Annotated in this window: 25 protein-coding genes; 15 read left to right on the top strand and 10 right to left on the bottom strand. The window is 37.4% G+C overall.

The genetic code is table 11. From position 1 onward, the window contains the following. Positions 1 to 6 precede the first annotated feature (6 nt). Positions 7 to 1,275 (bottom strand): dicarboxylate/amino acid:cation symporter, encoded by a 1,269-nt coding sequence (locus tag AC4NPH_RS10835; protein WP_013055541.1) that lies wholly within the window; start codon positions 1,273 to 1,275, stop codon positions 7 to 9. A 145-nt stretch (positions 1,276 to 1,420) separates the two neighbouring features. After that, on the bottom strand, positions 1,421 to 2,479 hold the full coding sequence (locus AC4NPH_RS10830) for a DctP family TRAP transporter solute-binding subunit (protein WP_155660575.1): 1,059 nt from the start codon (positions 2,477 to 2,479) through the stop codon (positions 1,421 to 1,423). Positions 2,480 to 2,587: 108 nt separating this feature from the next. Between AC4NPH_RS10830 and AC4NPH_RS10825 the strand changes: the two genes are divergently transcribed. From AC4NPH_RS10825 to gdh, 4 genes are all read left to right on the top strand, one after another. Further along, positions 2,588 to 4,156 carry an ATP-binding protein gene (locus tag AC4NPH_RS10825; protein WP_029324833.1) on the top strand — a complete coding sequence of 523 codons (1,569 nt, stop codon included), beginning with the start codon at positions 2,588 to 2,590 and terminating at the stop codon, positions 4,154 to 4,156. Positions 4,157 to 4,168: 12 nt separating this feature from the next. Further along, on the top strand, positions 4,169 to 4,855 hold the full coding sequence (locus AC4NPH_RS10820) for a response regulator (RefSeq protein ID WP_013055544.1): 687 nt from the start codon (positions 4,169 to 4,171) through the stop codon (positions 4,853 to 4,855). 219 nt (positions 4,856 to 5,074) lie between these two features. After that, positions 5,075 to 5,935, top strand: coding sequence for a RhaT/GlcU family sugar-proton symporter (locus AC4NPH_RS10815; RefSeq protein ID WP_028407570.1), 861 nt, complete (start codon positions 5,075 to 5,077; stop codon positions 5,933 to 5,935). A gap of 17 nt (positions 5,936 to 5,952) precedes the next feature. Further along, positions 5,953 to 6,738, top strand: a complete 786-nt coding sequence (gdh, locus tag AC4NPH_RS10810; RefSeq protein WP_013055546.1) for a glucose 1-dehydrogenase — start codon at positions 5,953 to 5,955, stop codon at positions 6,736 to 6,738. Between the two features lie 32 nt (positions 6,739 to 6,770). Here the strand turns inward: gdh and AC4NPH_RS10805 are convergent, their stop codons facing one another. The 6 genes from AC4NPH_RS10805 to AC4NPH_RS10780 form a co-directional block, all read right to left on the bottom strand. Next, positions 6,771 to 7,349 (bottom strand): ferric reductase-like transmembrane domain-containing protein, encoded by a 579-nt coding sequence (locus AC4NPH_RS10805; RefSeq protein ID WP_057274362.1) that lies wholly within the window; start codon positions 7,347 to 7,349, stop codon positions 6,771 to 6,773. After that, entirely contained in the window at positions 7,324 to 8,247 is a 924-nt protein-coding gene (locus AC4NPH_RS10800; protein WP_063670599.1) for an FAD:protein FMN transferase, read from the bottom strand. Before AC4NPH_RS10800 ends, AC4NPH_RS10805 begins: the two co-directional genes overlap by 26 nt. Before the next feature lie 12 nt (positions 8,248 to 8,259). Further along, a complete protein-coding gene (locus AC4NPH_RS10795) occupies positions 8,260 to 8,646 on the bottom strand; it encodes a hypothetical protein (protein WP_098315087.1) in 387 nt (128 codons plus the stop codon). A 214-nt stretch (positions 8,647 to 8,860) separates the two neighbouring features. Beyond that, entirely contained in the window at positions 8,861 to 9,328 is a 468-nt protein-coding gene (locus AC4NPH_RS10790) for a DUF2178 domain-containing protein (RefSeq protein WP_223268937.1), read from the bottom strand. Next, positions 9,321 to 9,539, bottom strand: a complete 219-nt coding sequence (locus AC4NPH_RS10785; protein WP_013055551.1) for a helix-turn-helix transcriptional regulator — start codon at positions 9,537 to 9,539, stop codon at positions 9,321 to 9,323. The genes AC4NPH_RS10790 and AC4NPH_RS10785 overlap by 8 nt, the downstream gene beginning before the upstream one ends. A gap of 148 nt (positions 9,540 to 9,687) precedes the next feature. Continuing rightward, the gene (locus AC4NPH_RS10780; protein ID WP_013081871.1) at positions 9,688 to 9,870 is read right to left on the bottom strand and encodes a YolD-like family protein; all 183 of its coding nucleotides are present in this window, start codon (positions 9,868 to 9,870) and stop codon (positions 9,688 to 9,690) included. A gap of 394 nt (positions 9,871 to 10,264) precedes the next feature. Between AC4NPH_RS10780 and ltaS the strand changes: the two genes are divergently transcribed. Beyond that, complete coding sequence (gene ltaS, locus AC4NPH_RS10775; protein ID WP_063670603.1) at positions 10,265 to 12,193, top strand: lipoteichoic acid synthase; 1,929 nt, start codon at positions 10,265 to 10,267, stop codon at positions 12,191 to 12,193. Between the two features lie 76 nt (positions 12,194 to 12,269). Here the strand turns inward: ltaS and AC4NPH_RS10770 are convergent, their stop codons facing one another. Together AC4NPH_RS10770 and AC4NPH_RS10765 are read right to left on the bottom strand one after the other, a co-directional pair. Beyond that, positions 12,270 to 12,470 carry a YolD-like family protein gene (locus tag AC4NPH_RS10770; protein WP_074893948.1) on the bottom strand — a complete coding sequence of 67 codons (201 nt, stop codon included), beginning with the start codon at positions 12,468 to 12,470 and terminating at the stop codon, positions 12,270 to 12,272. 229 nt (positions 12,471 to 12,699) lie between these two features. Continuing rightward, positions 12,700 to 13,170, bottom strand: a complete 471-nt coding sequence (locus AC4NPH_RS10765) for a GNAT family N-acetyltransferase (RefSeq protein WP_013055553.1) — start codon at positions 13,168 to 13,170, stop codon at positions 12,700 to 12,702. A gap of 111 nt (positions 13,171 to 13,281) precedes the next feature. Between AC4NPH_RS10765 and pdxR the strand changes: the two genes are divergently transcribed. The 10 genes from pdxR to AC4NPH_RS10715 all read left to right on the top strand — a co-directional run bounded on the left by pdxR (position 13,282) and on the right by AC4NPH_RS10715 (position 23,640). Next, the gene (pdxR, locus tag AC4NPH_RS10760) at positions 13,282 to 14,679 is read left to right on the top strand and encodes a MocR-like pyridoxine biosynthesis transcription factor PdxR (RefSeq protein ID WP_013055554.1); all 1,398 of its coding nucleotides are present in this window, start codon (positions 13,282 to 13,284) and stop codon (positions 14,677 to 14,679) included. 134 nt (positions 14,680 to 14,813) lie between these two features. Then, complete coding sequence (gene mmuM / locus AC4NPH_RS10755) at positions 14,814 to 15,749, top strand: homocysteine S-methyltransferase (RefSeq protein WP_491938716.1); 936 nt, start codon at positions 14,814 to 14,816, stop codon at positions 15,747 to 15,749. Between the two features lie 336 nt (positions 15,750 to 16,085). Then, a complete protein-coding gene (locus AC4NPH_RS10750; protein WP_057274366.1) occupies positions 16,086 to 16,718 on the top strand; it encodes a fumarylacetoacetate hydrolase family protein in 633 nt (210 codons plus the stop codon). Between the two features lie 98 nt (positions 16,719 to 16,816). Then, a complete protein-coding gene (locus tag AC4NPH_RS10745) occupies positions 16,817 to 17,029 on the top strand; it encodes a hypothetical protein (RefSeq protein WP_205640977.1) in 213 nt (70 codons plus the stop codon). Between the two features lie 665 nt (positions 17,030 to 17,694). Continuing rightward, on the top strand, positions 17,695 to 18,258 hold the full coding sequence (locus AC4NPH_RS10740; protein ID WP_013055557.1) for an ImmA/IrrE family metallo-endopeptidase: 564 nt from the start codon (positions 17,695 to 17,697) through the stop codon (positions 18,256 to 18,258). A 328-nt stretch (positions 18,259 to 18,586) separates the two neighbouring features. Continuing rightward, positions 18,587 to 19,891, top strand: a complete 1,305-nt coding sequence (locus AC4NPH_RS10735; RefSeq protein ID WP_013055558.1) for a CitMHS family transporter — start codon at positions 18,587 to 18,589, stop codon at positions 19,889 to 19,891. Between the two features lie 153 nt (positions 19,892 to 20,044). Continuing rightward, positions 20,045 to 21,634: an ATP-binding protein gene (locus AC4NPH_RS10730; RefSeq protein ID WP_097813366.1), complete on the top strand. Its 1,590-nt coding sequence runs from the start codon at positions 20,045 to 20,047 to the stop codon at positions 21,632 to 21,634. Positions 21,635 to 21,661: 27 nt separating this feature from the next. Next, positions 21,662 to 22,333, top strand: a complete 672-nt coding sequence (locus AC4NPH_RS10725; protein WP_029324842.1) for a response regulator — start codon at positions 21,662 to 21,664, stop codon at positions 22,331 to 22,333. Between the two features lie 24 nt (positions 22,334 to 22,357). Beyond that, positions 22,358 to 23,326, top strand: a complete 969-nt coding sequence (locus AC4NPH_RS10720; protein WP_013055561.1) for a tripartite tricarboxylate transporter substrate binding protein — start codon at positions 22,358 to 22,360, stop codon at positions 23,324 to 23,326. 134 nt (positions 23,327 to 23,460) lie between these two features. Beyond that, positions 23,461 to 23,640 carry a hypothetical protein gene (locus AC4NPH_RS10715; protein WP_013055562.1) on the top strand — a complete coding sequence of 60 codons (180 nt, stop codon included), beginning with the start codon at positions 23,461 to 23,463 and terminating at the stop codon, positions 23,638 to 23,640. Positions 23,641 to 23,656 lie beyond the last annotated feature (16 nt).

Below are 23,656 nucleotides of genomic sequence, written 5' to 3'. Positions count from 1 at the left end.
TTTTTATTACTTAGCTAATGGAGGTGCGGAATTAACGTCTTGTATCGTCTCTACAGGAGGATGAAATTCATTTTCCATTTTCGATACAACTACAGTTGCTACACCATTTCCAATTAAGTTTGTAATGGCACGAGCTTCCGACATAAAGCGGTCTACCCCAATTAACAGCGCGATTCCTTCAACTGGAATCATCGGGAATGCAGCAAGCGTAGCTGCTAGTGTAATAAATCCAGAGCCAGTAACTCCGGCAGCTCCTTTAGACGTTAGCATTAAAATACCAAGTAGCGTAATCTCTTGCATTAACGACAGGTCGACTCCATACGCTTGAGCGATAAAGATAGCAGCCATGGATAAGTAGATGGCTGTTCCATCTAGGTTAAATGAGTAACCAGTTGGAATGACAAGTCCTACCACAGATTTTGAACATCCGTACTTCTCCATTTTGTCCATCATTTTTGGCAGTGCAGATTCCGAAGAAGACGTACCTAATACAAGTAGAATTTCTTCTTTAATAAAAGCAATGAATTTAAAAATATTAAATCCATAAATCTTAGCAATGGTTCCAAGTACAAATACAATAAATAAGAACATAGTAATGTAAACAGATCCCATTAAGAAACCGAGTTTTTGAAGAGAGCCTATTCCAAAGTTACCGATCGTATAAGCCATCGCTCCAAACGCCGCAATAGGTGAAAGTTTCATAATCATATTAACAATTCCAAAGAAAATATCTGTACAGCGTTCAAAGAATGTAATGACAGGAGCCGCTTTTTCGCCGAGTGTAGCTGTAGCCATTCCAAATAGTACGGCAAAGAATAAGATTGGCAATAATTCACCATTTGCCATCGCCCCAAATACGCTGTCTGGAATAATTCCCATGATAAACTCCATAAAGCCATGCTCCGCTTCAGCTGCTTGCTGCGTATATTGAGTAACATCAGCTCCGCTTGCACCATTGATATTAAAGCCAGCCCCAGGTTTGATAAAGTTTACAACGATAATTCCAATTGCTAAGGCAAAAGTAGTGACAATCTCAAAGTATAAAAGAGCTTTACCTCCAATTCGTCCCACTTTCTTTAAATCTCCCATGCTTCCGATACCGATGACCACTGTTAAGAAAATAATTGGGGCAATCACCATCTTAATTAATTTAATGAAGATATCAGCCAATACTTTTAATTTAGCTCCAAATTCAGGAAACATGAAGCCAATTGCAATACCAAGAAGGATACCGATAACAACTTGAACAGTTAGATTTTTAAAACTTAATTTCATACGTAATGCTCCTTTCGAGAGTATTTTTGTTAACGCTTACATTATTCTTATCCTTATATTAACTGATAATTTTAACTATTTATATTTCTGGTGATAATGTTCTTTTTGGTCATTTTGGTCAAAAAAAGTGTTGACTATATAGTCATCACTTTTTGCTTTCGATATTTTTTATTTGTTGAATGATATCAAGCGTTTGTTTTGTTGCATTGTTTTCAAACGATTGATAAAGAGAGTTAAACTGTTTTTTCCATTCGGCTTTTTGTAAATCATTTAAGTAATAAACGCGCATGCCAGATTTATTTTTTATTTGCTGCAGCTGTTCATCGTTCATCATTTTTGATTGAGTCCAAATCCAGTTAGTTGTTTCTACCATTGCATCACTTAATAGTTGTTTTACATCTTCAGGGAGGCTGTCCCAATACTTTTCATCCATTAAAACAGCGTAGCCCAAGTATCCATGGTTGCTGATGGTCATATATTTTTGCAGCTCGTACAAACGTTTTGAATAAATATTAGAAATGGTATTTTCCTGTCCATCAAATTCCTGTCGTTCAAGGGATTGATATACTTTATTAAACGAGACAGCCTGAGGCTTGGCGCCAAGAAGTTCGAATTGTTTTTTGATTACTTCACTTGGCATAATGCGAAACGTTTGACCTTGAAAATCTGCTGGATAGAGCAAAGGCTTCGTATTGCTAGTCATTTGTTTAAAGCCGTTGCTCCATAAAGCAAGCCCTTTAATGTTTTTCTCTTGCAGCGTACTCAACAAATCCTGTCCGATTTTACCGGTAAACACTTGTTTTGCCTCGCTGTAATCATCGAAAATGAAGGGAAGATCAAAAAGTTGCCACGTAGGGGAGAGGTCGCTTAGCTTGGAAATGGAAGGTGCAATCATTTGTACATCATTTCGGCGAAGGGCGGCAAGTTCTTCGTCGTCTGAATACAATACACCGTTTGAATATACTTCAATTTTAACTTTACCATCCGATTTTTGATTAACGATTTCAGCAAATTTTTGAGCGGCTAAGCCTTTTGGAGTGTTTTCAGCTACCACATGGCTAAAATTAATCACAATTTGCTTATTTAATCCTTTTTGCTCATCGTCATGATACACATTATCCTGATTTATAACCGTATACTGCAAAAAAACATAGATCATCAAGAAAACGCTGACAATTATACTTGCCCCTATAAACATCTTCAAAATGTCCAACCCCGCGATTCAATAATTTTTCTCTACAAATATTCTAACACGCAATTTCTCAACGTGGTAAAATTAAAATAAACTTCAATCAGCAGTAGGTGTTCCGCTATGATGCGCTTATCGATGCAAACGAAAATGACGGGGTTAATCTTTTTTATCGTGGCCTTTTCGTTGTTTTTAGCAAGTATCGTGGTGATTAATAATTTTGTACAGTCAAAAGAAAATGATTTAGAGCAAAGGGCTTTAATCACTTCGAGAACAGTTGCTGAAATGCCTGAAATTCGAGAAAAAATTGAAAAAGATAGTAAGAACATTAATCAAATTGTAGAGCCGATTCGCATTATTCACGGTGCTTATTATGTAGTAGTTATGAATATGAATCATGAACGTTTGTCTCACCCTTTGCAAAGCATGATTGGAAAAATCTCTAAAGGAGATGATGAGGGACAGGCGTTTGCAGAACATACCTATACCGATAAAGCAAAAGGAGAAGGCGGAATGGTCATTCGCTCTTTTGTGCCCGTTGTAAACGATCAGCATGAACAAGTAGGAGTGGTTGTCTCAGGCTATCTTCTTCCGAAATTTACAGAGGTCATTTTAAGTTTAAAAAAAGAAATCTTTCTGATCTCAGGTCTTGCTCTTTTTTTTGGAGGATGGGGAGCGTGGGCGCTTGCATCTCGTATCAAAAAAGAGATGTTTGAGCTTGAACCTCATGAAATTGCTCGTTTGTTCGTAGAACGAACGGAGACCTTTAATGCCATGCATGAAGGAGTCATTGCCATTGATAAAGAGGAGAATATCACTATTTTTAATCATAAAGCGAAAATTATGATGGATGTACCCGATGAGGTAATTGGAAAAAAGATCTATGATGTGATTCCAGATACAAGGCTTCCAGAAATTCTGCAGCTTAATCAGCCTGTTTATAATCGAGAGCTTCAAGTTCGAAATTTGAATATTTTAAGCAATCGTGTGCCGATTAAGGTTAATAATCACACAGTCGGTGCGGTCGCTATTTTTCAAGACAGAACAGAAGTTAAAAAATTAGCCGAAGAGTTAACAGGAGTTAAATCATTTGTAAGCGCTCTTAGAGTTCAAAACCATGAATACATGAATAAACTTCATACGATTGCAGGGCTTATCCAACTTGGAAATAAAGACAAGGCTCTTCAGTATGTTTTTCAAGTGTCTGAACAGCAAGAAGAGCTCACCCAATTTCTTCATAAGCATATTAAAGATGAAAGTATATCGGGATTGCTGTTGAGCAAAGTCAGCCGTGCCAAAGAACTTGGAATTGAGTTAGCTATCGATCGCCACAGCGAGCTTCACTCATTTCCTCCTTACTTAGATCATCATGATTTTGTGATTATTATTGGTAACTTAATTGAGAACGCTTTTGATTCGTATCAACATATGGAGCGTCGTGAACGGAAGATCTATATAAGTATGGAACAAAATGACGGCATTCTTTCTATACTAGTTGAAGATAACGGGTGTGGCATGAATGAGGATCAAGTAGAGAGAATCTTTGATGAAGGTTTTTCAACCAAAGCAAAGGAAAATAGAGGAATTGGTTTGCATTTAGTAAAACAAATTGTTGAAAAAGGAAACGGTCAGATCGAAGTAGAGTCAGAATTAGATGTTGGAACGACTTTTATCATTACATTCTTTTTATAGGGGGAGTGGGAAATGAATAAAAAAGAATGGACGGTGCTTCTCATAGAAGACGATCCTATGGTACAAGAAGTGAACCGCCAATTTATTGAACAAGTTGAAGGATTCATCGTTATCGCTGCAGCTTCGAATGGTTTAGAGGGGGTACAGCTCATTAAACAGCATCAGCCTGATTTAACGATTATTGATATGTATATGCCTAGTCAAGATGGCTTAACTACCTTACAGCAAATTCGAGCAAATGGCTATAAAACAGACGTGATAGCAGTTACGGCTGCAAGTGATATTGAAACCGTACGGAAAGTTCTTCAATACGGCGCGGTAGATTATATTATGAAACCGTTCAAGTTTGAACGAATGAAGCAAGCGCTTGAGCAGTATCGTTCGTTTCAAGTTAAAATAAGTCAAAAAGAACATATTACTCAGTCTGAATTAGATTCTATGCTGTTTCAGCAATTTGAAGAAAAAGCCGATTTGCTTCCAAAAGGGCTAAATGCGGTTACGCTAAGGAGGATACAACAATATCTTTCCGAACAAAATCATCCAATTTCTGCTGAAGAAGTGGCGGACGGCGTAGGAATTGCGCGTGTTACAGCAAGAAGGTATTTAGAGTTTTTAGAACAGGAAAACGAGCTGAAATTATCAGTTGAATACGGCAGAGTAGGGAGACCTATTAATCGCTATATGTTAAAAATAAATTAAATGATACAAAACAGCTTTTATTTGGAAAAGCTGTTTTTTTGCGTTAGAAAGTATATCTTTTTCTCTCCTAGAACAAATTAAGGTATACAGTTTTCGATATCCAAAGAATATTTCGTGCGGTCATTAATTCATAAAATGTCCCTGAAAAAGGATTAATGGCGGAAAAATTGGGGAATATGCACTTTGACATTTAATTTTAGCACAGGAAGGTTTTGAAACATGGACATATTTTTAGCTGTCTTACCAGCCATATTTTGGGGAAGCATTGTGCTTTTCAATGTGAAACTAGGCGGAGGACCTTATAGTCAAACGCTTGGAACCACATTGGGAGCTTTGATTTTCTCCATCGGTATTTATATTTTTGTACACCCTACGCTTACACCTTTAATCTTTGGGGTTGGAGTTGTATCGGGGCTATTTTGGGCAGTTGGACAAAGTAATCAGCTGAAAAGTATTGATTTAATTGGAGTTTCTAAAACGATGCCTATTTCAACTGGGCTTCAGTTAGTTTCCACTTCATTATTTGGAGTAATTGTGTTTCACGAGTGGTCTACAAAAACTTCAATCATTCTTGGTGTGCTCGCTCTTATCTTTATTATTGTAGGGATTGTTTTAGCATCACTTCAAAGCAAAGAAGAGAAAGAGGCTGAAGAAGGAAAAGGAAACTTCAAAAAAGGAATTGTTATTTTATTAATTTCAACCGTTGGTTATTTAGTTTATGTTGTAGTAGCCCGTCTATTTAATGTAGACGGATGGTCGGCTTTATTACCTCAAGCAATTGGTATGGTTATTGGAGGAGTATTGCTGACGTTTAAGCATAAGCCATTTAATAAATATGCAATTCGCAACATTATCCCAGGTCTTATTTGGGCCGCTGGTAATATGTTTTTATTCATCTCACAACCTAAAGTAGGCGTAGCGACAAGCTTTTCGCTTTCTCAAATGGGAATCGTCATTTCAACATTAGGCGGGATCATCATTTTGGGTGAGAAGAAAACGAAGCGTCAGCTAGTTGGGATTATTATCGGGATTATACTGATCATCATAGCAGGAGTCATGTTAGGGCTCGCCAAAAGCTAACTAGGAGGTTATTAACAATGTATAAAGATTTAGAAGGAAAAGTAGTTGTCATAACAGGTTCATCTACCGGTTTAGGAAAAGCAATGGCGATTCGTTTTGCGACAGAAAAAGCTAAAGTAGTTGTGAATTATCGTTCGAAAGAAGAAGAAGCTAACAGCGTTTTAGAAGAAATTAAAAAAGTCGGCGGAGAGGCAATTGCGGTTAAAGGTGACGTAACAGTTGAGTCTGACGTGATCAATTTAGTTCAATCTGCTATTAAAGAATTTGGAAAGTTAGACGTTATGATTAATAACGCAGGAATGGAAAATCCGGTTTCATCTCATGAAATGTCTTTAAGCGATTGGAATAAAGTAATTGATACGAACTTAACGGGAGCATTTTTAGGCAGCCGTGAAGCGATTAAATATTTTGTGGAAAATGATATTAAGGGAACAGTTATTAACATGTCGAGTGTTCACGAGAAAATTCCTTGGCCATTATTTGTTCATTACGCAGCAAGTAAAGGCGGAATGAAGCTCATGACCGAAACACTTGCATTAGAATACGCTCCAAAAGGTATTCGTGTAAATAACATTGGACCGGGAGCGATTAATACACCGATTAACGCTGAGAAATTTGCTGATCCTGAGCAGCGTGCAGATGTAGAAAGCATGATTCCAATGGGATACATTGGAGAGCCGGAAGAAATTGCAGCGGTTGCTGCATGGCTAGCTTCTTCAGAGGCAAGTTATGTAACAGGGATTACGCTCTTTGCTGACGGCGGTATGACACAGTACCCATCATTCCAAGCAGGACGAGGATAAGAAAAAACGCACTCTATAATAGAGTGCGTTTTTTAGTTTTCCTGAGCTTTTTTTTGGTTCTTAGGAGCTGACTGGTGTTGAATTCGTAAAAAAAGCAAAATCAAAACGATGCAGCCAGTGATGCTGTACATCCCAAGAATAAGCGGCTGCTGTGTATCTGTTCCAGAAGTAATGCCGTGATACAGTGCGAGCAAATAGCCTGGAAAAGCAAGAAAATGAATGGCTTTCCAAGTTTTTCTCCCCAGCTGTTTTATAAAATCGGATGTAATAATCAGTACGAATAAAATGTAGAGTGAAATAGTACCAAGACCTGTGCTAATTGGTTTGTAATCGGAAGTGAATGGAATTAAAATATCAGAAAGTGGAAAGTGAATCGATTGATCAAATGATAAAACAAGTCCGTGAATCATGCCAAATAATAACCCGAACCACCCTGATGATTGATGAACCAGCAAGAACTGTTTTTTTCGTTTTGGTTTAAAAAACGAAAAGCTGTGAGAAATGCCAGCGGCAACCGATACAAACATTAGTAAATAAGAAGTTAAGCCGGCTGCCCGAATGGTATTCCAAACGGGAAAGTGGGCACTAAATTGCGCGAGGAGAGTAGCCATAGTGGTATACCTGACCTTTCGCATTTTTTTCGATTAACACCTTGCCTTCTTTTGTAACCGCAATTACCTCTAAAGAAGGGTGATGCATTTTAGCTAATCTTAATCCGGCGTCCCATCCGAGAATAAGCATGCATTTTGCATAGACTTCAGAAACGGTCAAGTCTTCTGAAACAACCGTTGCTTGCAGAAGCTCTGATGAACTAGGCTTGCTGATTCTGCCGTCAATAATATGATGGTGAGTGTGTCCGTTTACTTTCCACAATCGCCTGCCCACACTGCTTGTGGCAATGCCACTGTTGCTCTTTACTTTAATGCTCATGAGATTTTTTGATAAATCAAATGGATGAGAGAGCGCGATAGACCAGTGCTTGCTAGCAGGCCCCCACGTTACAATATCACCGCCTCCATCGATTGCCCCAAGTGAAGTTCCTTTTTTCTTTAATTGATTCGCCATTTGCTGAATGCTCCAACCTTTTGCGATTCCGCCTAAATCCAGACCGACATTAGAAGCAAGCTGAATACTTCTCATTCCTTTATGAATCATAATAGGGTTAACAGCATCAAAAGCTGCTACTTCTTGAGGAAGCTGATTGTTAGGCAGTTGTTCAAAACTTTGGTCATATCCTAGAGTTTGAATAGAATGATACAGAAATGGGTTGAAAATTCCGTTTGTCTCATTGTAATAGTAAGAGGCTGTTTTTACAGCTTCATACAACATTTTTGACGGTAAAAATAATCTTCCGTTCAGCGAATTAAGCTGTGAAAGCTCGCTTGTTGGAAGAAAGCGGCTTAGCGTTTCTTCTACAAGATAACACCAGCTCTCCACTTTTTGGCTGACAGGTGTTTCAAGCTGGTATACGTTAAATGTAGTATTCATTGCTTTAAATGAGTAGCTCATTACATCACATCCTTAAGAAGGTCTTGACTGCATAGAAGAATCATCGTTATTGCCCCAATTATCCTGACTATTTCCGGAATCATCATTAGACCACTGATCTTGCTGGCTACTTGAATCATCGTCTGACCATTGACCACTTTGTTCACTAGAACTGTCATTTGACCATTGATCATGCCCGTTAGTTCCATTGTCCATATTGGAGTCGGATCCTGAATCTGGAAATAGGTCCGTCTCATCTTCCGTTTGAGTTTGAGATGAATTATCGGCTGATGTATCGTTATTTAGTGCTGTAGCTGTTGAATTTGTTTGATCATATTTTTGAGAAAGTCCTACAAAAGTGGTAAATGCAGCAACGCTTGATAAACCAACCATCCATTTTGTCCATTTATTAGCTGCCATTGATATGCTCCTTTTATCTTTCATATTTTGCAACTGAACACTGAAGAAAAACTGCAGTGGAAGGTAACATTCATCGTTCAATTGTTATAGTTCAATATAGACAGAAAAAATGAAAAAATAGTGAAATAGATGTAGGTTGGATTATTTTTGTAGGAAATTCAGTGAATTATTAGATTAAAAAAGGGTTGTTCTTTTTAGAACAACCCTTTTTTAATCAGCGATAAATCTTACTAATTGATACGTAATAAACCGTTAACTGCACAAGAGAAAGAAGCAAAAGAACGGCAATGGGATAGAAGCTAAAAGAATTAGGCAACAGCGGATAAAAAGCTATTAATATAGCACCTATAGGAATAGAAAATAGGAGAAAAACAAAGGCTTTTTTACAAGCTTCTGCTGTTATCATCTTTTCACGTTCATCTTCTTCTGCAAATTCAAAAGGAAATAATAAAGGCGAAACGTTCTTCGTCTTTTTACGCGCGCGGTAGTAAAAAAATGAGACAATTAAAAGGACAATTAAAGAAGCAAAAGAGCCTATAGACATAGTAATTTCCCACGGGGGTTCAGGGTCGGTCATAACTTCACTAAATTGAATATTTAGGCTTAAAAAATCATATAAAAACCACCCTACGCATAACAGAGACACTACATTCAATAAATAAGATTTAATAACATTACTCAATATTTTTCTCCTCCTTTTGAAGTCTAAAAACATCTTCCATTTTTAATTGAAAGACATCACAAATTGTTAAACCAAGTAGTAGGGAGGGAACGTAATTTCCCTTTTCAATAGCTGCAATGGTTTGGCGAGTGGCTCCAACTTTTTCAGCTAAATCTCCTTGTGTATATCCATGTTTAGCTCTAAGCTCTTTTACGTGATTAATAAGAGTCAATATGATCACCCGCTGCCTTTTTAATAAATTTGTTAAGTTTATTTAACATTATGTAAAGTTAATTTAACACCAATTGGATGATTTTCCAATAAGTAATGGATAAAAAATACAAAAAAGATCCTAGAAGAATTCTTCAGGATCTTTTTTGTTAATAAATTTCTTTAATGCCAGACAAACGAATGGAAAAAATGTTTTGTTTTTCATCTCGTAGGGAGAGGGTTTGGTCGGTTAGGTTTAAATTTTGGATTTTTCCTTTGAAGGTTTGAAGCAGGCCATTTTCGTAATAATTCACGGTTACATGTTTGTTTTTCTTTAGCGCTTTTAAAATCATTTATTCATCTCCTTTCATGTGTGCATCTGTTATGAAAAGAAAGCTGTGGCTTAAGCATAGGAATTTGGAGAATGCTCAAGGCAGAATTATTATTATACAGCAAGATGAGAATAGTTTGTAGATAAATTGTGAAAAAATGCACAAGTTTGCAGTACGGGTGTTGCAACAGAATACAGTATATGAGGGGAGAAGGGGTTTTATGATAAAAAAAGGTGATTTTAGTTTATTTATTTGTGGGTATTAGGTAAACTAGTAGATGAATTTAAAGAATCTATCTATAGTTGTGAAGGCTAGGATTTCATTTAATTTTCATTTTCTATGAGTATAATGATAAAGGTTTTCTATATGTTCTTTGTGAATCTACTCATAAACTAATCGAGAAAGGAAAATCAAAATGAAGCGAATCGTTTCTAAGCCGCTGCACTATTTCATATTAGCCGCTGTTTTAATGTGGATAAAGTCGTACGTGGCTTATAAAACTGAATTTAACTTAGGCGTAAGCGGCGTAATGCAGCAAATGCTGCTGTTCATAAACCCTGTGAGTTCAGTGCTGATTTTTTTAGGAATCGGCTTATTTTTTAAAGGAAAGAAAGCAGGAGCTTGGATTCTTGCAGGCAGTTTCATTATGACGCTGCTGTTATACAGCAACATTCTCTATTATCGTTTTTTTAACGATTTTGTAACGCTTCCTACACTATTGCAGACAAGTAATGCGGGAAGTATGGGCGGAAGCATTATGGATTTATTAAAAGCACATGATGTTTTTTATTTTGTTGATTTTATTATTTATTTTTTCTTCTTTTTTAGTAAAAAAATTGACTGGCATAATGAAAAAGCATCGGTTAAGAATGCTGTAACTATTCTTTCTTTAGGATTCATGGTCTTTTCTGTCAACTTAACATTAGCAGAAATTGATCGCCCGCAGCTTCTATCTCGAACTTTTGACCGCAATTATTTAGTAAAGTATCTAGGCGCCTATAATTATACGATGTATGACGGTGTTCAAACTGCTCAAAACTCTAAACAGCGAGCTTTTGCAAGCAGCAATGATTTAACAAACGTCGTTAATTTTAAAAACAGTCATTATGCGGAACCTAATTCCGTTTATTTTGGAAAAGCTAAAGGGAAAAATATTATTAAAATTCATTTGGAATCATTTCAGTCTTTTTTAATTGATTACAAATTAAATGGCCAGGAAGTGACACCTTTCTTAAATTCGTTGGCCCATGGAAATGACTTTACGTATTTTGATAACTTCTTTCATCAAACAGGACAAGGAAAAACATCAGATGCTGAGCTGATGATGGACAACTCTCTATACGGCCTTCCTCAAGGTTCTGCCTTTGTACTGAAAGGAAGCAATACGTATCAGGCAGCACCAGCTATTTTAGATCAAAAAGCTGGCTATACGAGCGCTGTGCTGCACGGAGACTATAAGACGTTTTGGAACCGTAACGAAATTTACAAGCAGTTCGGTGTGGATAAGTTCTTTGATGCAAGTTATTACAATATGACGGGTGAAAATAAAATTAATTATGGCTTAAAAGACAAACCGTTCTTTAAAGAATCTGTTCCAATGCTGCAGTCTTTACCACAGCCGTTCTATGCGCATTTAATTACGTTAACAAATCATTTTCCATTTTTACTTGGAAACAATGAGGCAAGCATACAGCCGGCTAACACGGGCGATGCAACAGTTGACCGTTATTTCCAAACGGCTCGTTATTTAGACGAATCATTGCAATCTTTCTTCCAAGAACTGAAAGCTTCTGGGCTTTATGATAATTCTGTAATTATGATTTATGGAGATCACTACGGTATTTCTGAAAATCATAATGCGGCAATGGAAAAAGTAATGGGAAAAGAAATTACGCCTTATGAAAATGCTCAGCTGCAGCGTGTACCTCTATTCATTCACGTTCCTGGAGTGAAAGGCGGAGTTAATCATACGTACGGTGGAGAAATTGACGTTGTGCCAACTCTTCTTCATTTAGTAGGGATTGACAGCAAAGAGTTTATCCAATTTGGCACAGATTTATTTTCTAAGGATCATGATGATGTAGTGGCATTCCGCAATGGCAACTACGTATCTCCGAAATATACATTAGTGGATGGAACGTATTATGATTCTAAGACGGGCCAAGCGCTTAAAGAAAATAATCAAATGAAAGCTTATAAACAGAAGGTAGCGAAAGAACTGGAATTATCTGATCAAGTGCTTTATGGAGACTTACTTCGTTTCCACAAGCTGAAGGATTTCCAAACAGTCGACCCTTCGAAATATATGTACGGGAAAGAAGAAACAGAAACATCAGCTAAATAAAGCTAAAATCAAAAGAACATGATGACTTCTGCAAAGCAGAATGAACATCATGTTCTTTTTTACTGTAAACTATTCATCAATAAATTTCTTTAATTCCCGATAAGCGAATAGAGAAAGTATTTTGCTGTTCATCTTTTAATGAAAGCGTTTGGTCTGTTAAATCTAGGCGCTGTACTTTTCCTTTAAACGTTTGAAGCAAACCGTTTTTATAATAGTTAATTGTAACGGCCCCGTTTTTTCTTAATGCTTTTAAAATCATTTTCAAAACTCCTTCCATATTTAAAATGTGTATGATTAACGAGCTGTAACATTCATTTTCATTTGCATATTTTTATTATACACAAAAATAGAAAGCGTTTTCACTTAAAGTTTGAACACTTTGTGAAAACTTTAACAGAGAATGTGACAAATACATACAGAAACTGATTTATTTGTCGTATTCATCATAAAACACATTTATGAAAGGAGTGTTAAGAACGTGTTAAAACTTTATGGATGGAAGAATATTATAAAATATCGTTTGAAATGTCGTAGTGAATCCATTCATCGTTCGTTACATTTCCGCCCATTTTTCTGTAAAGCATTTGGGCTCTTGTATTATCATAAGCCGTTTCCCAAGACATAGCTGCATACTGATGTTCTTTTGTATACTGATGACTGGCCGAAAATAACTTTTCTCCAATTTTTTGTCCTCTTGCTTTTTCAGTAACGTACAAGTCATTTAAGATCGCTACAGGCTTTACACGCGTGGTGCTAAATGTAAAATAAAGCGTCGAAAACCCTACTGACTCGTCATTTTGAGTCGCGATAAACTGAACGCCAGCATCCGGATGGTGAAACAAGTGATTAATTAAATTTCTCAACTGCTTTTTGGTAGGCTGAGGGCGCTTGTAAAAATCAACAATGTATTCGTTCATTAATGAAATAAGTGCTTCCATGTCAGCGGCATTAGCTTGACGAATTGTAATAGTAGTCATTAAATCTTCTCCTTTTTAATCAGATGATCTACACTTATAGTAAAAGAAATGTATCCCCTCTAAAAGAGCCAGATTTGAAAAATAAAATAGGGACAGATGAAAGGAGCTAGCGTGAAGTTCACACCTTTATTAAACCGCAAAGATGATATGCCTTTGTATCACCAGCTATATGAATATATAAAAAAAGAAATTGTATCCAGCAGGGTTGAAGTAAATGACAAACTGCCTTCTATCCGGTCTCTTGCTGATTACTTGAATGTAAGTCGAAATACTGTAGATATGGCCTATCAGCAGCTTTTAGCTGAAGGATATGTAGAAAGCAGGCCCAAAAGTGGACTGTACGTAACGAATACACAGTTTGATTTACTGCAAACAGATAAAAAGCCGACTGTATTTTTACACCCTCACTCAGAAACAAAGTTGTGTACCTATGATTTTCGGTATGGAAAAGTTGATAGCCGTTTGTTTCCCTTGAATGAGTGGAAAAAACGATACAATGAAAGTCTTCAAACTTATAGAGAAGCGCTGTTCACGTACCAAGAAAGTCAAGGAGAAGAATCACTGCGAGAAGAAATTGCGACGTACCTTTATCAGTCAAGAGGAGTGGTTTGTTCAAAACATCAAATTATTATTGGAGCAGGTACGCAGCAATCACTCAGTTTATTAGCGCAGATGTTAAAGCAAAGCATCAGAGATATTGCCTTTGAAAATCCTTGTTATGACGGGGCTAGCTTTGTATTTAAGCAGCATGGATTTTCCTTAAAACCCGTGTCGCTTAATAACAAAGGTATAAACATCCAAGAGCTTTATGATAGCCTAGCACGAGCTGTTTATGTTACACCATCTCATCAGTTTCCATACGGAATGATCATGCCTGTTTCAAGAAGAATAGAGCTTCTTAAATGGGCGAATGACCGCAACGGGTTTATTATTGAAGATGATTATGACGGAGAATTTCGTTATAAAGGCTCCCCCATCCCTTCATTGCAAAGCTTAGACACTAAGGGGCGCGTCATTTATACGGGTACATTTTCAAAATCTTTTATGCCTTCTTTAAGAATCAGCTACCTTGTACTACCTGAAGTTCTTCTAAAAGAATATCATGAACGTTTCTCTTTATACGAGCAAGCTGTTCCAACTCTCCATCAACAGACGCTCGGGCTGATAATGAAAAATGGAGAGTGGAGTAAGCATTTAAGAAGAGTGAGAACTGCTTATCAACTGAAACACGGTACTCTTTTAGCAGCTTTACAGAAGGGGCTTAACAAAAACATCACGGTGTCAGGAGAATCTGCAGGTTTGCATATACTTGTACGCGTGCACAACGATATGAACGAACAGCAATTAATTAACGCAGCTCGAAAGCAAGATGTCTCCGTCTACGGTACCTCTCGTTATTGGCTTACGGAAGTACCTAAACAAAAGCCTCATATTTTGTTAGGCTTCGGAAGTTTAGGGAGAGAAGAAATAGAAGAAGGAATAAAACGATTAAAAAAAGCTTGGTTATAAATCCATGCTCGTTTTTTCGGTTTCTTGACAAAAGTTGCCTAGTCCTTTAGACTTTTTTGCATATATTTTAAATTATCTGAAAGGAGGATAGGGTAATCGAAGCTAACTGCTAGTGGACAACCCTAGATTAAACAATGAATCCTATCCAACAAATTTTACATACATTCCCTGTGATTGTACTAGATGGTGCAATGGCAACTGAACTTGAAAGATATGGCTGTGATTTAAACGACAGCTTATGGTCTGCAAAAGTGTTGATGGAGCAGCCGGAACTGATTAAGAGAGTGCACCAAGAATACTTTGCAGCGGGAGCTGACTGTGCAATTACAGCAAGTTATCAAAGTACATTTGAAGGTTTTGCTAAACGTGGTTTGAGTGAAGCAGAGGCTCGCGAGTTAATTCAAGCATCTGTAAAAATTGCGGCTGAAGCAAGAGATGAATTTTGGCAGCAAGAAGAGAATCGTCGTAATCGTCCAAAACCAATTGTCGCCGCTTCGGTAGGGCCTTACGGAGCATTTTTAGCAAACGGATCGGAATATACTGGACAGTATGACGTAACAGAAGAAGAGTTAATGGAATTTCATCGTCCTCGTATGAAAGCATTAATTGAAGCAGGAGCGGACGTGTTAGCTTGTGAAACCATTCCTAATGTAATGGAAGCAAGAGCCATTGCGAGGCTGCTAGAAGAGTTTGAAGGAGCGTACGCATGGATTACGTTCAGCGCAAAAGATGATCTGCACATTAGCAGCGGAACATTAATCTCGGAGTGTGCACGCTACCTGGATTCCTATGAGCAAGTAGCGGCCCTTGGAGTTAACTGTACGCCGCCTCAATATATTTCTTCACTTATTAAAGAAATTAAATCTCAAACGGATAAGCCGGTCATTGTGTATCCAAATTCAGGGGAGCATTATGATGCTGAATCTAAAACATGGAACGGGACATCTGCGGGCGAAACGTATGGCTGCAGAGCTCACAGCTGGTATGAAGCAGGTGCTCAGTTAATCGGAGGGTGCTGTCGTACAACTCCAGATGATATCAAAGGCATTACAAAATGGGCTAGAAAATAACAGATTGAAAGAAAGAGAATGTGAGAAAAGTGTTTCGCTAACGTTAAACACGAACGATCTATCAAAAATAGATAGTTCGTGTTTTTTTATGGTCATGGTGAACGTAGGTTTCGTGTGCGCAGGTCCTTCTAGCTGTTGGTTGGAGGGCAAGGCGAAGACTCCCGCGGAAAGCGGAGCCTTGCACGGAAATCAACAGCGGTGTCACAAGCAGTTCAGCTCATTTATTCCCATTTTCCGTCTTTAGATTGGATTCATTTTATTATGTCCCAACCTTTTTTTTCTGTAAAATAAAAGAATACAAGTTGAAAAATCTTTATTTGAACGAAAGAAGGGATGATGAAAGTGAAAGATATTAAAAATATTTATTGTGTAGGCCGGAACTACGCACTGCATGCAAAAGAATTACATAATGATATTCCAACATCACCTTTTTTATTTTCCAAACCTACTCACGCTCTCGTTGAAGCAGCTGGACAATCAATTACTCTTCCTAGCGACCAAGGAGAGGTGCACTTTGAAACTGAACTGATTCTTCATATTGGACAATCTTACAAAGAAGGCATAACAGTGGATGAACTTGTTGACGAGATGACGATTGGATTAGACTTGACGCTTCGAGACGTGCAGAGCGAATTAAAACAAAAAAAGCACCCTTGGCTGCTTGCAAAAGGATTCAAACATTCAGCGGTCGTGGGAAACTTTATTCCATTTGAAGGAGTAGAAGCATCTAAGAAGAAAGACTTTTCGCTAGTGAAAAACAATGAACGCGTGCAGCTGGGGAATATTAAAAATTTGATTTTTGACTTACAAACGATTATTGATTTTACAGGAAAACATTTTGGTCTTGATAAAGGAGATCTTATTTTTACAGGGACACCTGAGGGAGTAGGTCCGCTTTCTCATCATGATAAGCTTTCACTTAAATGGGGACAGCAAGAGCTTGGTTCCTGCATCATTTCCTTTCGTTAACAAAAAGAGGCTGGGACAAAAGTAGTTTAGTTGAAGGAAGATCCGAACGATGAATCGAGATTCTTGATAGAGAATCCAACTCGTTCGGATTTTTTATTGTGATGGTGAACGTAGATTATATATTTGCTTCTAGCTGTCGATTAGAGGGCAGAGCGAAGACTCCTGCGGGGGAAGTGGAATGGATGAGACACTGCAGGAGCGTAAGCGACGAGGATGCTCAGCGGCCGCCCTCGGAAAGCGAAGTCTTGCACGGAAATCAACAGCGGCGTACCACGCAGTCCAAATCATTTATCCCATTTGTTCGTATTTAGATTGTCTTGATTTCGTTATGCCTCAGTCTCTTTTTTTGCGAAGTCTTAATTTTTTAGCCTTCAGAATGAATTTAATATCCAATGGGAAAGCTGTTTCTATCTCCTGTAGAAAACGAGGTCCTCAGCATGGTGCTCTTAATCCTTACAACGGTGATTTCTATTTTGAGCGTACTAGTTATGCCAAAACGTATCAGCTGGATAGAAATGTCCACAACTTCTTTGTTTGTCATGTTTTTAGGATCAGTAGCAGATGTATATCTTGATGTTAAATATAATCTTTATGGATTCTTTACAAAAGGAGTACCCAAACAGAAGTGTTTTATTATAACGAATGGAAGACGCTATACTCATTTTTTTGCTATCCTTTTCTTTATATAGCAATGGTTTTAAATTTAAAAATGATACGCAGGCTTCAGATTATCGATAAACAAAAATAGAAATAAAAAAAAGTAATGATAAATCATAAAAAAATGATATTTTATTAATGGCTACATATGTAATATAGTAAAAATAGAAAATAAACGAAGCAGCATATAAGCGGGGTTAAAAAACATCAAAACGGGAATCTTGACATTAACTTCATGTTTTTAACCATGTATTGTGAATGAATATACTTATTGCTAAATAATATGTTGTAGAAGGAATTTAGCAAAGGAGGCAAGAAGATGTTTAAGCGTAGTGAAAAAATCCAAATTCATGGCGTAACATTTCATGGAGTCATGAGTGCGAAGCAAAAAGCCGTCCTGCAGGAAATTGCTAATGTAACAGACGAAAAAGACTGGGATGGGCTAAAAGGTGTATATTGCTTAGGCAGTGTAAAGGTGCAAGGAAAAGATGTGCTAGGTGTGTACTATGGCCAATTTAATGATAACCTTCCAAAAGAGAAGCGCAAACTTCAGTTTGAAATTGACTATATTAAATATACAGTAACGGAATGTCCTATTGTCTTTATCGATACAACAAAAAATAAAAAGCCTCATCAATTTGCTTTTATCATTCTGCATGAATTAGGCCATCATGTGGATCGTATGACAAATGGAACGCTTTTAAAAGAAGGAAATAGAACGCAAGAAATGTTTGCTAATACGTATGCTTTAGAGAAATATTCAAAAATAGAAAAGTTCCAAACAAAGAAGTTGAAAAACATTCCATTTTTAGAGGAGTCTCTTACTCAATGGAATAAAACTCCTCATCCTGGAGCTTATTCTCTTAGAGTTCAAATTGAATAATTCACGAGAATAGTTCCTCTCTCTCCGTTTTTTATTTTCCTATCTTTTTTCCTCTTCCTTTCTTTTATCCTTCCAATGAACAAAAAGGATTTAATTACCCATAAAGTTTTAAAAGTTTTTATAGTACGAATTATTTACACTATACCCTCCTGTAAATTATGATTATTTTAAGAAAAAACAGAAAATTTTAAAGTTTTAAGGTACAACTTAATAGTGAACAAGCGATGTTGTAATCGTATAGACGAACTGGCATACATATGCGAGTCATACATACAAACGAATCGCTTCCACTGTTATGAAAGCGGATTCAAAAATAGGAGGGGTAATAATGTTAGCTATTCTTGGGTTTTTGATGGTTTGTACATTTATGTTTCTAATTATGACAAAACGATTAACGCCGCTTATTGCTTTAATGGTTATTCCAGTATTGTTTGCAATCATAGGGGGATTCACAAGTGATATTGGAGAAATGGCTTTAAATGGTGTAAAAGAATTAGCACCTACAGGCGTTATGTTAATGTTTGCTATTTTATATTTTGGAATTATGATTGATGCTGGTTTGTTTGATCCAGTTGTAGGAAGAATTTTAAAAATCGTAAAAGGTGATCCACTAAAAATCACAATTGGTACAGCTATTTTAGTTCTTATTATCTCATTAGACGGAGACGGAACAACAACATATATGATTACGCTTTCAGCGATGCTTCCGCTTTATAAAAAGCTAAACATGAAGCCGATGATTTTAGCCTGTATCGCTATTATGGGTAGTGGAGTTATGAACTTAACGCCTTGGGGCGGACCTACTGCTCGTGTGATGAGCGCATTGAAGTTAGATGCTTCACAGGTGTTTACACCACTTATTCCAGCCATGATTGGTGGAGCTGGTTGGTTATTATTCACGGCTTACTATTTCGGAAAAAAAGAGCGCCAGCGCTTAGGTGTTATTGATATTCAAGACGTCACAAATGCTCAAGTAGCTTTTGCAGAAGCAGCCGCTGCTGAAGGAATCGAGTACAAGCGTCCGAAGCTTTTATGGGTAAACTTTGCTTTAACAGCTCTATTATTAGTAGGACTTATCACAGCAGTTATGCCGCTTCAAATTCTATTTATGATTGGGTTTGCAATCGCTATCATGATTAACTATCCAAATTTAGAAGTTCAAAAAGAGCGTATTACAGCACATGCTGGTAATGTACTTGCTGTTGTATCTCTTGTATTCGCAGCAGGCGTATTCACAGGCATTTTATCAGGTACAAAAATGGTAGATGCAATGGGTAATAGTTTAGTAGGATTAATTCCAGATGCGTTAGGGCCTTACATGTCTGTGATTACAGCCATCACAAGTATGCCATTTACGTTCTTTATGTCAAATGATGCTTACTACTATGGGATTTTACCAATTATTGCTCAAGCAGCTTCAGCATACGGTATTGATGCTGCAGAAATTGGCCGTGCTTCATTGATTGGTCAACCTGTTCACTTACTAAGTCCTTTAGTTGCTTCTACGTATCTATTGGTCGGTATGGCAAAAGTCGAGCTTGGTGAATTCCAGCGCTTTACTTTAAAGTGGACGATTGGAACAGCGATGGTGATGCTTTTAGTAGCTATTATTACAGGAGTTATTACGCTGTAAAGATCATGAACCTAAAAACTTATCAATTCCGCTTTTGGGATTGATAAGTTTTTTTGTCTAAAAAGCTTTTGGAATAAGGAGCGGATATACAAAAAATTTTGATAAAATAAAAGAGGAATAGAACTATAAGGTAAAGGCTAAAGGTGCGATGAAATGAAAAAATGGTTTCAAGTATCGCTGCAAACAAAAATCGTAGGTTTATCCGCAGCATTAATCATAACTGTTATTGTTCTTTTAGCGAGTATTTTCTCTTACATGCAGTTTGTAGAATCTAAAAGGCAAGCCGAGCAGCTGGCTCTTCAAGCAGCCAAATCAATATCATTTATGCCCGAAGTCAAAGCTGCTTTTCAAAAAAAACAGCCGAGTCGCTATATTCAGCCGCTTGCCGAGCAAGTGAGGGAACAAATCGGAGCAGCAAGTATTGTGGTTCAAAACCGTGAGCAAATCATCTATTCTCATTCTAATCAAAAATGGATAGGAAAGAAAAACAAAGAGGCGGTTAATGATAGAGCACTATTATTCGGCGGATATTATACGCTTGACGGAGAGGGAACCACAGGTCCTGCTATTATGGGGAAAGCGCCTATTGTCATCAGTCATGGAAAGTATACGGAGGTCGTAGGAGTAGTGACGGTTGAGTTTTTAAAGTCTCATGTTCATGCTCAGCTTATTACGCGTATTCAGCAAATTATCCTATTTTCACTAGCTGTTTTATTACTTGGTATGATCGGAGGTATTTTTTTAGCTAAAAGTATTAAAAACGATACTCTCGGTCTTGAGCCCCATGAAATCGCTTCTTTATACCGTGAACGAAATGCGATTTTACTTTCGATAAAAGAAGGAATTATTGCTATTGATCATCAAGGCTTTATTACGATGATGAATACATCAGCTAAAAATATGCTAGGGCTACAGGCGGAATATTTACATCATCATATCATTGAAGTATTTCCTTATACGAATATGATTGAAGTGCTAGATACAGGAATAGCCCGAAGCGACCAAGAGATTTTTCTAAATGAAAAAACGTTTATCTTAAACTTAACACCTATTATTGAACATCAACGAATTGTAGGAGTGGTCGCTAGTTTTCGTGATAAGACAGAATTAAAAAGCTTAATCAATACGATTTCAGAAGTACGAAGGTATTCAGAGGATTTACGAGCTCAAACGCATGAGTTTACGAATAAGCTGTATGTTTTGTCGGGTTTGCTGCAGTTAGGGCAGTACAAAGATGCATTTGAGTTTATTCAAAAAGAATCAGCCGTACACCAAACACAAAATCGTATTCTATTTGATCAGATATTAGATTCTAAAGTCCAAGCAATATTGCTTGGGAAGATTGGAAAAGCATCTGAAAAGAAAATTCACTTTTCGGTTGATTCGGAGAGTACACTCGATACGCTCCCAGAACATATTGAAATTTCTCATCTCATTATCATTATTGGGAACTTAATTGATAATGCATTTGAAGCGGTGAGTCAGCAGTCTAAAAAAGAAGTGTCGTTTTTTATTACCGATATTGGTCATGATTTAATTATTGAAGTGATGGATAACGGACCAGGTATATCAGAAGAAGTACTAAATCAAATTTTCACAAAAGGTTTTTCAACCAAAGGTACAGATAGAGGATACGGACTGGCAAATATAAAGAAAATGGTAGATGAACTTGGAGGATCTATTGAAGTGTATAATCAGCCAGAAGGAGGAGCCATTTTTTCAGTTTACCTTCCAAAAAACTGAATCATGAGAAGTAAGGGGAGAGTCGAAATGTTACGAGTCGCAATTGCAGAAGACGATTTTCGAATTGCTCAAGTTCAAGAGCGATTTTTATTAGAAGTAGATGGTGTAGAAGTTGTAGGCAAAGCGTTGAATGCAAAAGAGACGCTTGAAATGCTAAAGGAGAAGAAAGTTGATTTACTTCTTTTAGACATCTATATGCCAGATGAAATGGGAACGGATTTACTGCCAAAAATTAGAGCGCAGTTTCCACAAGTTGACGTTATCGTGGTAACGGCTGCAACAGAAAAAAACATTGTAGAAATCTGTTTGAGAAACGGCGTCGTTAATTATTTGATTAAGCCCGTTATGATGGAATCCTTCATTAATGCTATTAAACAGTATCAAGAGAAAAAGGAACTGTTTAGTACGCATGAAGAAGTTGATCAATCATTTATTGATGCGTACTTTGGACATGTCAGAACAAAGCCAAAAGCGGATAAATCTCTTCCTTCAGGTATTGATGGTATCACATTACAAAAGTCAAAAGACATTTTAAAAAGCATCAAAGGAATTACAATCGAAGAGATGGGGCAACAAATGGGAGTATCTAGAACGACAGCTAGACGATATTTAGAGTATCTAGTATCAACTGGTGAATGTCACGTTGAATATGATTATGGGATTATTGGACGGCCGGAGCGCAAGTACTATTTAGCGTAGCATTAGCCTTGAAGGATGGGATATATGATCAAAAAGCTCATGATAGTGTTTATAAGTGTATTGCTTGTTAGCTGTTCTTCTCCCACTAAAAAAGAACGTATTGATATGAAAAAAATTGAAATTGTGGCAGCCGGTGCAAAAGGCGGAGGAGCAGATGCAACAGTAAGAGCCATTCAACAAGTGCTAACGGAAAAGAAGATTGTGAAGGTACCCGTTTCTGTTAGTAATAAAATAGGTGGGCAAGGTGAAGAAGGATGGAAATATATTAAACAGAGAAAAGAAGGGAATATTGTTTCCGGAAATTCCAGTTTGCTGATTACAAATAATTTGCTAGGGCAAAGTCAATTAACCTATAAAGACTTTACTCCGCTCGCTATTTTAACATCTGAATGGGAGGTCATCGTGGTCCCTGCTAACTCTCCTATATATAATTTAAAACAGCTCATACGCACGTTAAATCAAAGTGAATCCAGTATGAAAGTGGGAATATCACCTCGCTTAGGAAACGACGATCATTTATCGTTCATGCAGCTAAATAAAAAAGCAGGCGTAGACTCTTCCAAGCTTGAGTTCTTCGTTTACAACAGCAGTCATAAAGTGATCGATGCGCTCGTTCATCATCAGCTAGATGTAGCACCTATGTCATTATCAGAAGTAAAAAAGCAGTACGAACAAGGGCAGGTAAGAATACTCGCCGTTTCTTCTCCCAGCAGGCTAGAAGAGCTAAAAGAGATCCCCACGTGGAAAGAAGCGGGAATTGACGTAACATTTAGCCATTGGAGAGGTCTAATGGGACCGCCTAATATGACCAAAGAGCAGGTAGCATATTGGAATAAGACAGTGTATGAAATGGTTCATACAAAAGAATGGGAACAACTGCTTAAAGATAACGATTTAACCTCTTTTTATAAAAATAGCAGCGGTGCTAAAGTCTTTCTTGAGCAGCAAAGCAAGCTGTATTCTGACTTAATGGGTGGAACAAACGATGAATAAATACAATAGAAAGACGTTGGGACAAAAGAATTTTAGACGAAGTGAAAAACGAACCATTGATCAAGATGTTTGATTCGTGGTTCGTTTTTTTGTTGTGGTAAGCATAGTTTCATCTGTTTCGTTCCTTCTAGCAGTTGATTGGAGGGCAAGACGAAGACTCCTGCGGGAAAAGCGGAACAGGTGAGACACCACAGGAGCGTAAGCGACGAGGAGGCTCATCGGCCGCCCGCGGAAAGCGAAGTCTTGCACGGAAATCAACTGCGGTGTCAAAAGCAGTTCAGCTCATATATCCCATTTGTTCGTCTTTAGATTGAATTCATTTCGGTATGT

This window comes from Priestia sp. MDV22-iso46 (assembly GCF_058629175.1).
This window is presented reverse-complemented; position numbering and strand designations above follow the sequence as displayed.

Coding starts and splice junctions, on each gene's coding strand:
- AC4NPH_RS10820 (WP_013055544.1), top strand. CDS start 4,169: ATGAATAAAAAAGAATGGACGGTGCTTCTCATAGAAGACGATCCTATG.
- AC4NPH_RS10795 (WP_098315087.1), bottom strand. CDS start 8,646: ATGGCAGCTAATAAATGGACAAAATGGATGGTTGGTTTATCAAGCGTT.
- AC4NPH_RS10735 (WP_013055558.1), top strand. CDS start 18,587: ATGTTAGCTATTCTTGGGTTTTTGATGGTTTGTACATTTATGTTTCTA.
- AC4NPH_RS10825 (WP_029324833.1), top strand. CDS start 2,588: ATGATGCGCTTATCGATGCAAACGAAAATGACGGGGTTAATCTTTTTT.
- AC4NPH_RS10720 (WP_013055561.1), top strand. CDS start 22,358: ATGATCAAAAAGCTCATGATAGTGTTTATAAGTGTATTGCTTGTTAGC.
- AC4NPH_RS10780 (WP_013081871.1), bottom strand. CDS start 9,870: ATGATTTTAAAAGCGCTAAAGAAAAACAAACATGTAACCGTGAATTAT.
- AC4NPH_RS10770 (WP_074893948.1), bottom strand. CDS start 12,470: ATGGAAGGAGTTTTGAAAATGATTTTAAAAGCATTAAGAAAAAACGGG.
- AC4NPH_RS10750 (WP_057274366.1), top strand. CDS start 16,086: ATGAAAGTGAAAGATATTAAAAATATTTATTGTGTAGGCCGGAACTAC.
- AC4NPH_RS10800 (WP_063670599.1), bottom strand. CDS start 8,247: ATGAGCTACTCATTTAAAGCAATGAATACTACATTTAACGTATACCAG.
- mmuM (WP_491938716.1), top strand. CDS start 14,814: ATGAATCCTATCCAACAAATTTTACATACATTCCCTGTGATTGTACTA.
- AC4NPH_RS10730 (WP_097813366.1), top strand. CDS start 20,045: ATGAAAAAATGGTTTCAAGTATCGCTGCAAACAAAAATCGTAGGTTTA.
- AC4NPH_RS10740 (WP_013055557.1), top strand. CDS start 17,695: ATGTTTAAGCGTAGTGAAAAAATCCAAATTCATGGCGTAACATTTCAT.
- AC4NPH_RS10725 (WP_029324842.1), top strand. CDS start 21,662: ATGTTACGAGTCGCAATTGCAGAAGACGATTTTCGAATTGCTCAAGTT.
- AC4NPH_RS10805 (WP_057274362.1), bottom strand. CDS start 7,349: ATGGCTACTCTCCTCGCGCAATTTAGTGCCCACTTTCCCGTTTGGAAT.
- ltaS (WP_063670603.1), top strand. CDS start 10,265: ATGAAGCGAATCGTTTCTAAGCCGCTGCACTATTTCATATTAGCCGCT.
- gdh (WP_013055546.1), top strand. CDS start 5,953: ATGTATAAAGATTTAGAAGGAAAAGTAGTTGTCATAACAGGTTCATCT.
- AC4NPH_RS10815 (WP_028407570.1), top strand. CDS start 5,075: ATGGACATATTTTTAGCTGTCTTACCAGCCATATTTTGGGGAAGCATT.
- AC4NPH_RS10835 (WP_013055541.1), bottom strand. CDS start 1,275: ATGAAATTAAGTTTTAAAAATCTAACTGTTCAAGTTGTTATCGGTATC.
- AC4NPH_RS10765 (WP_013055553.1), bottom strand. CDS start 13,170: ATGACTACTATTACAATTCGTCAAGCTAATGCCGCTGACATGGAAGCA.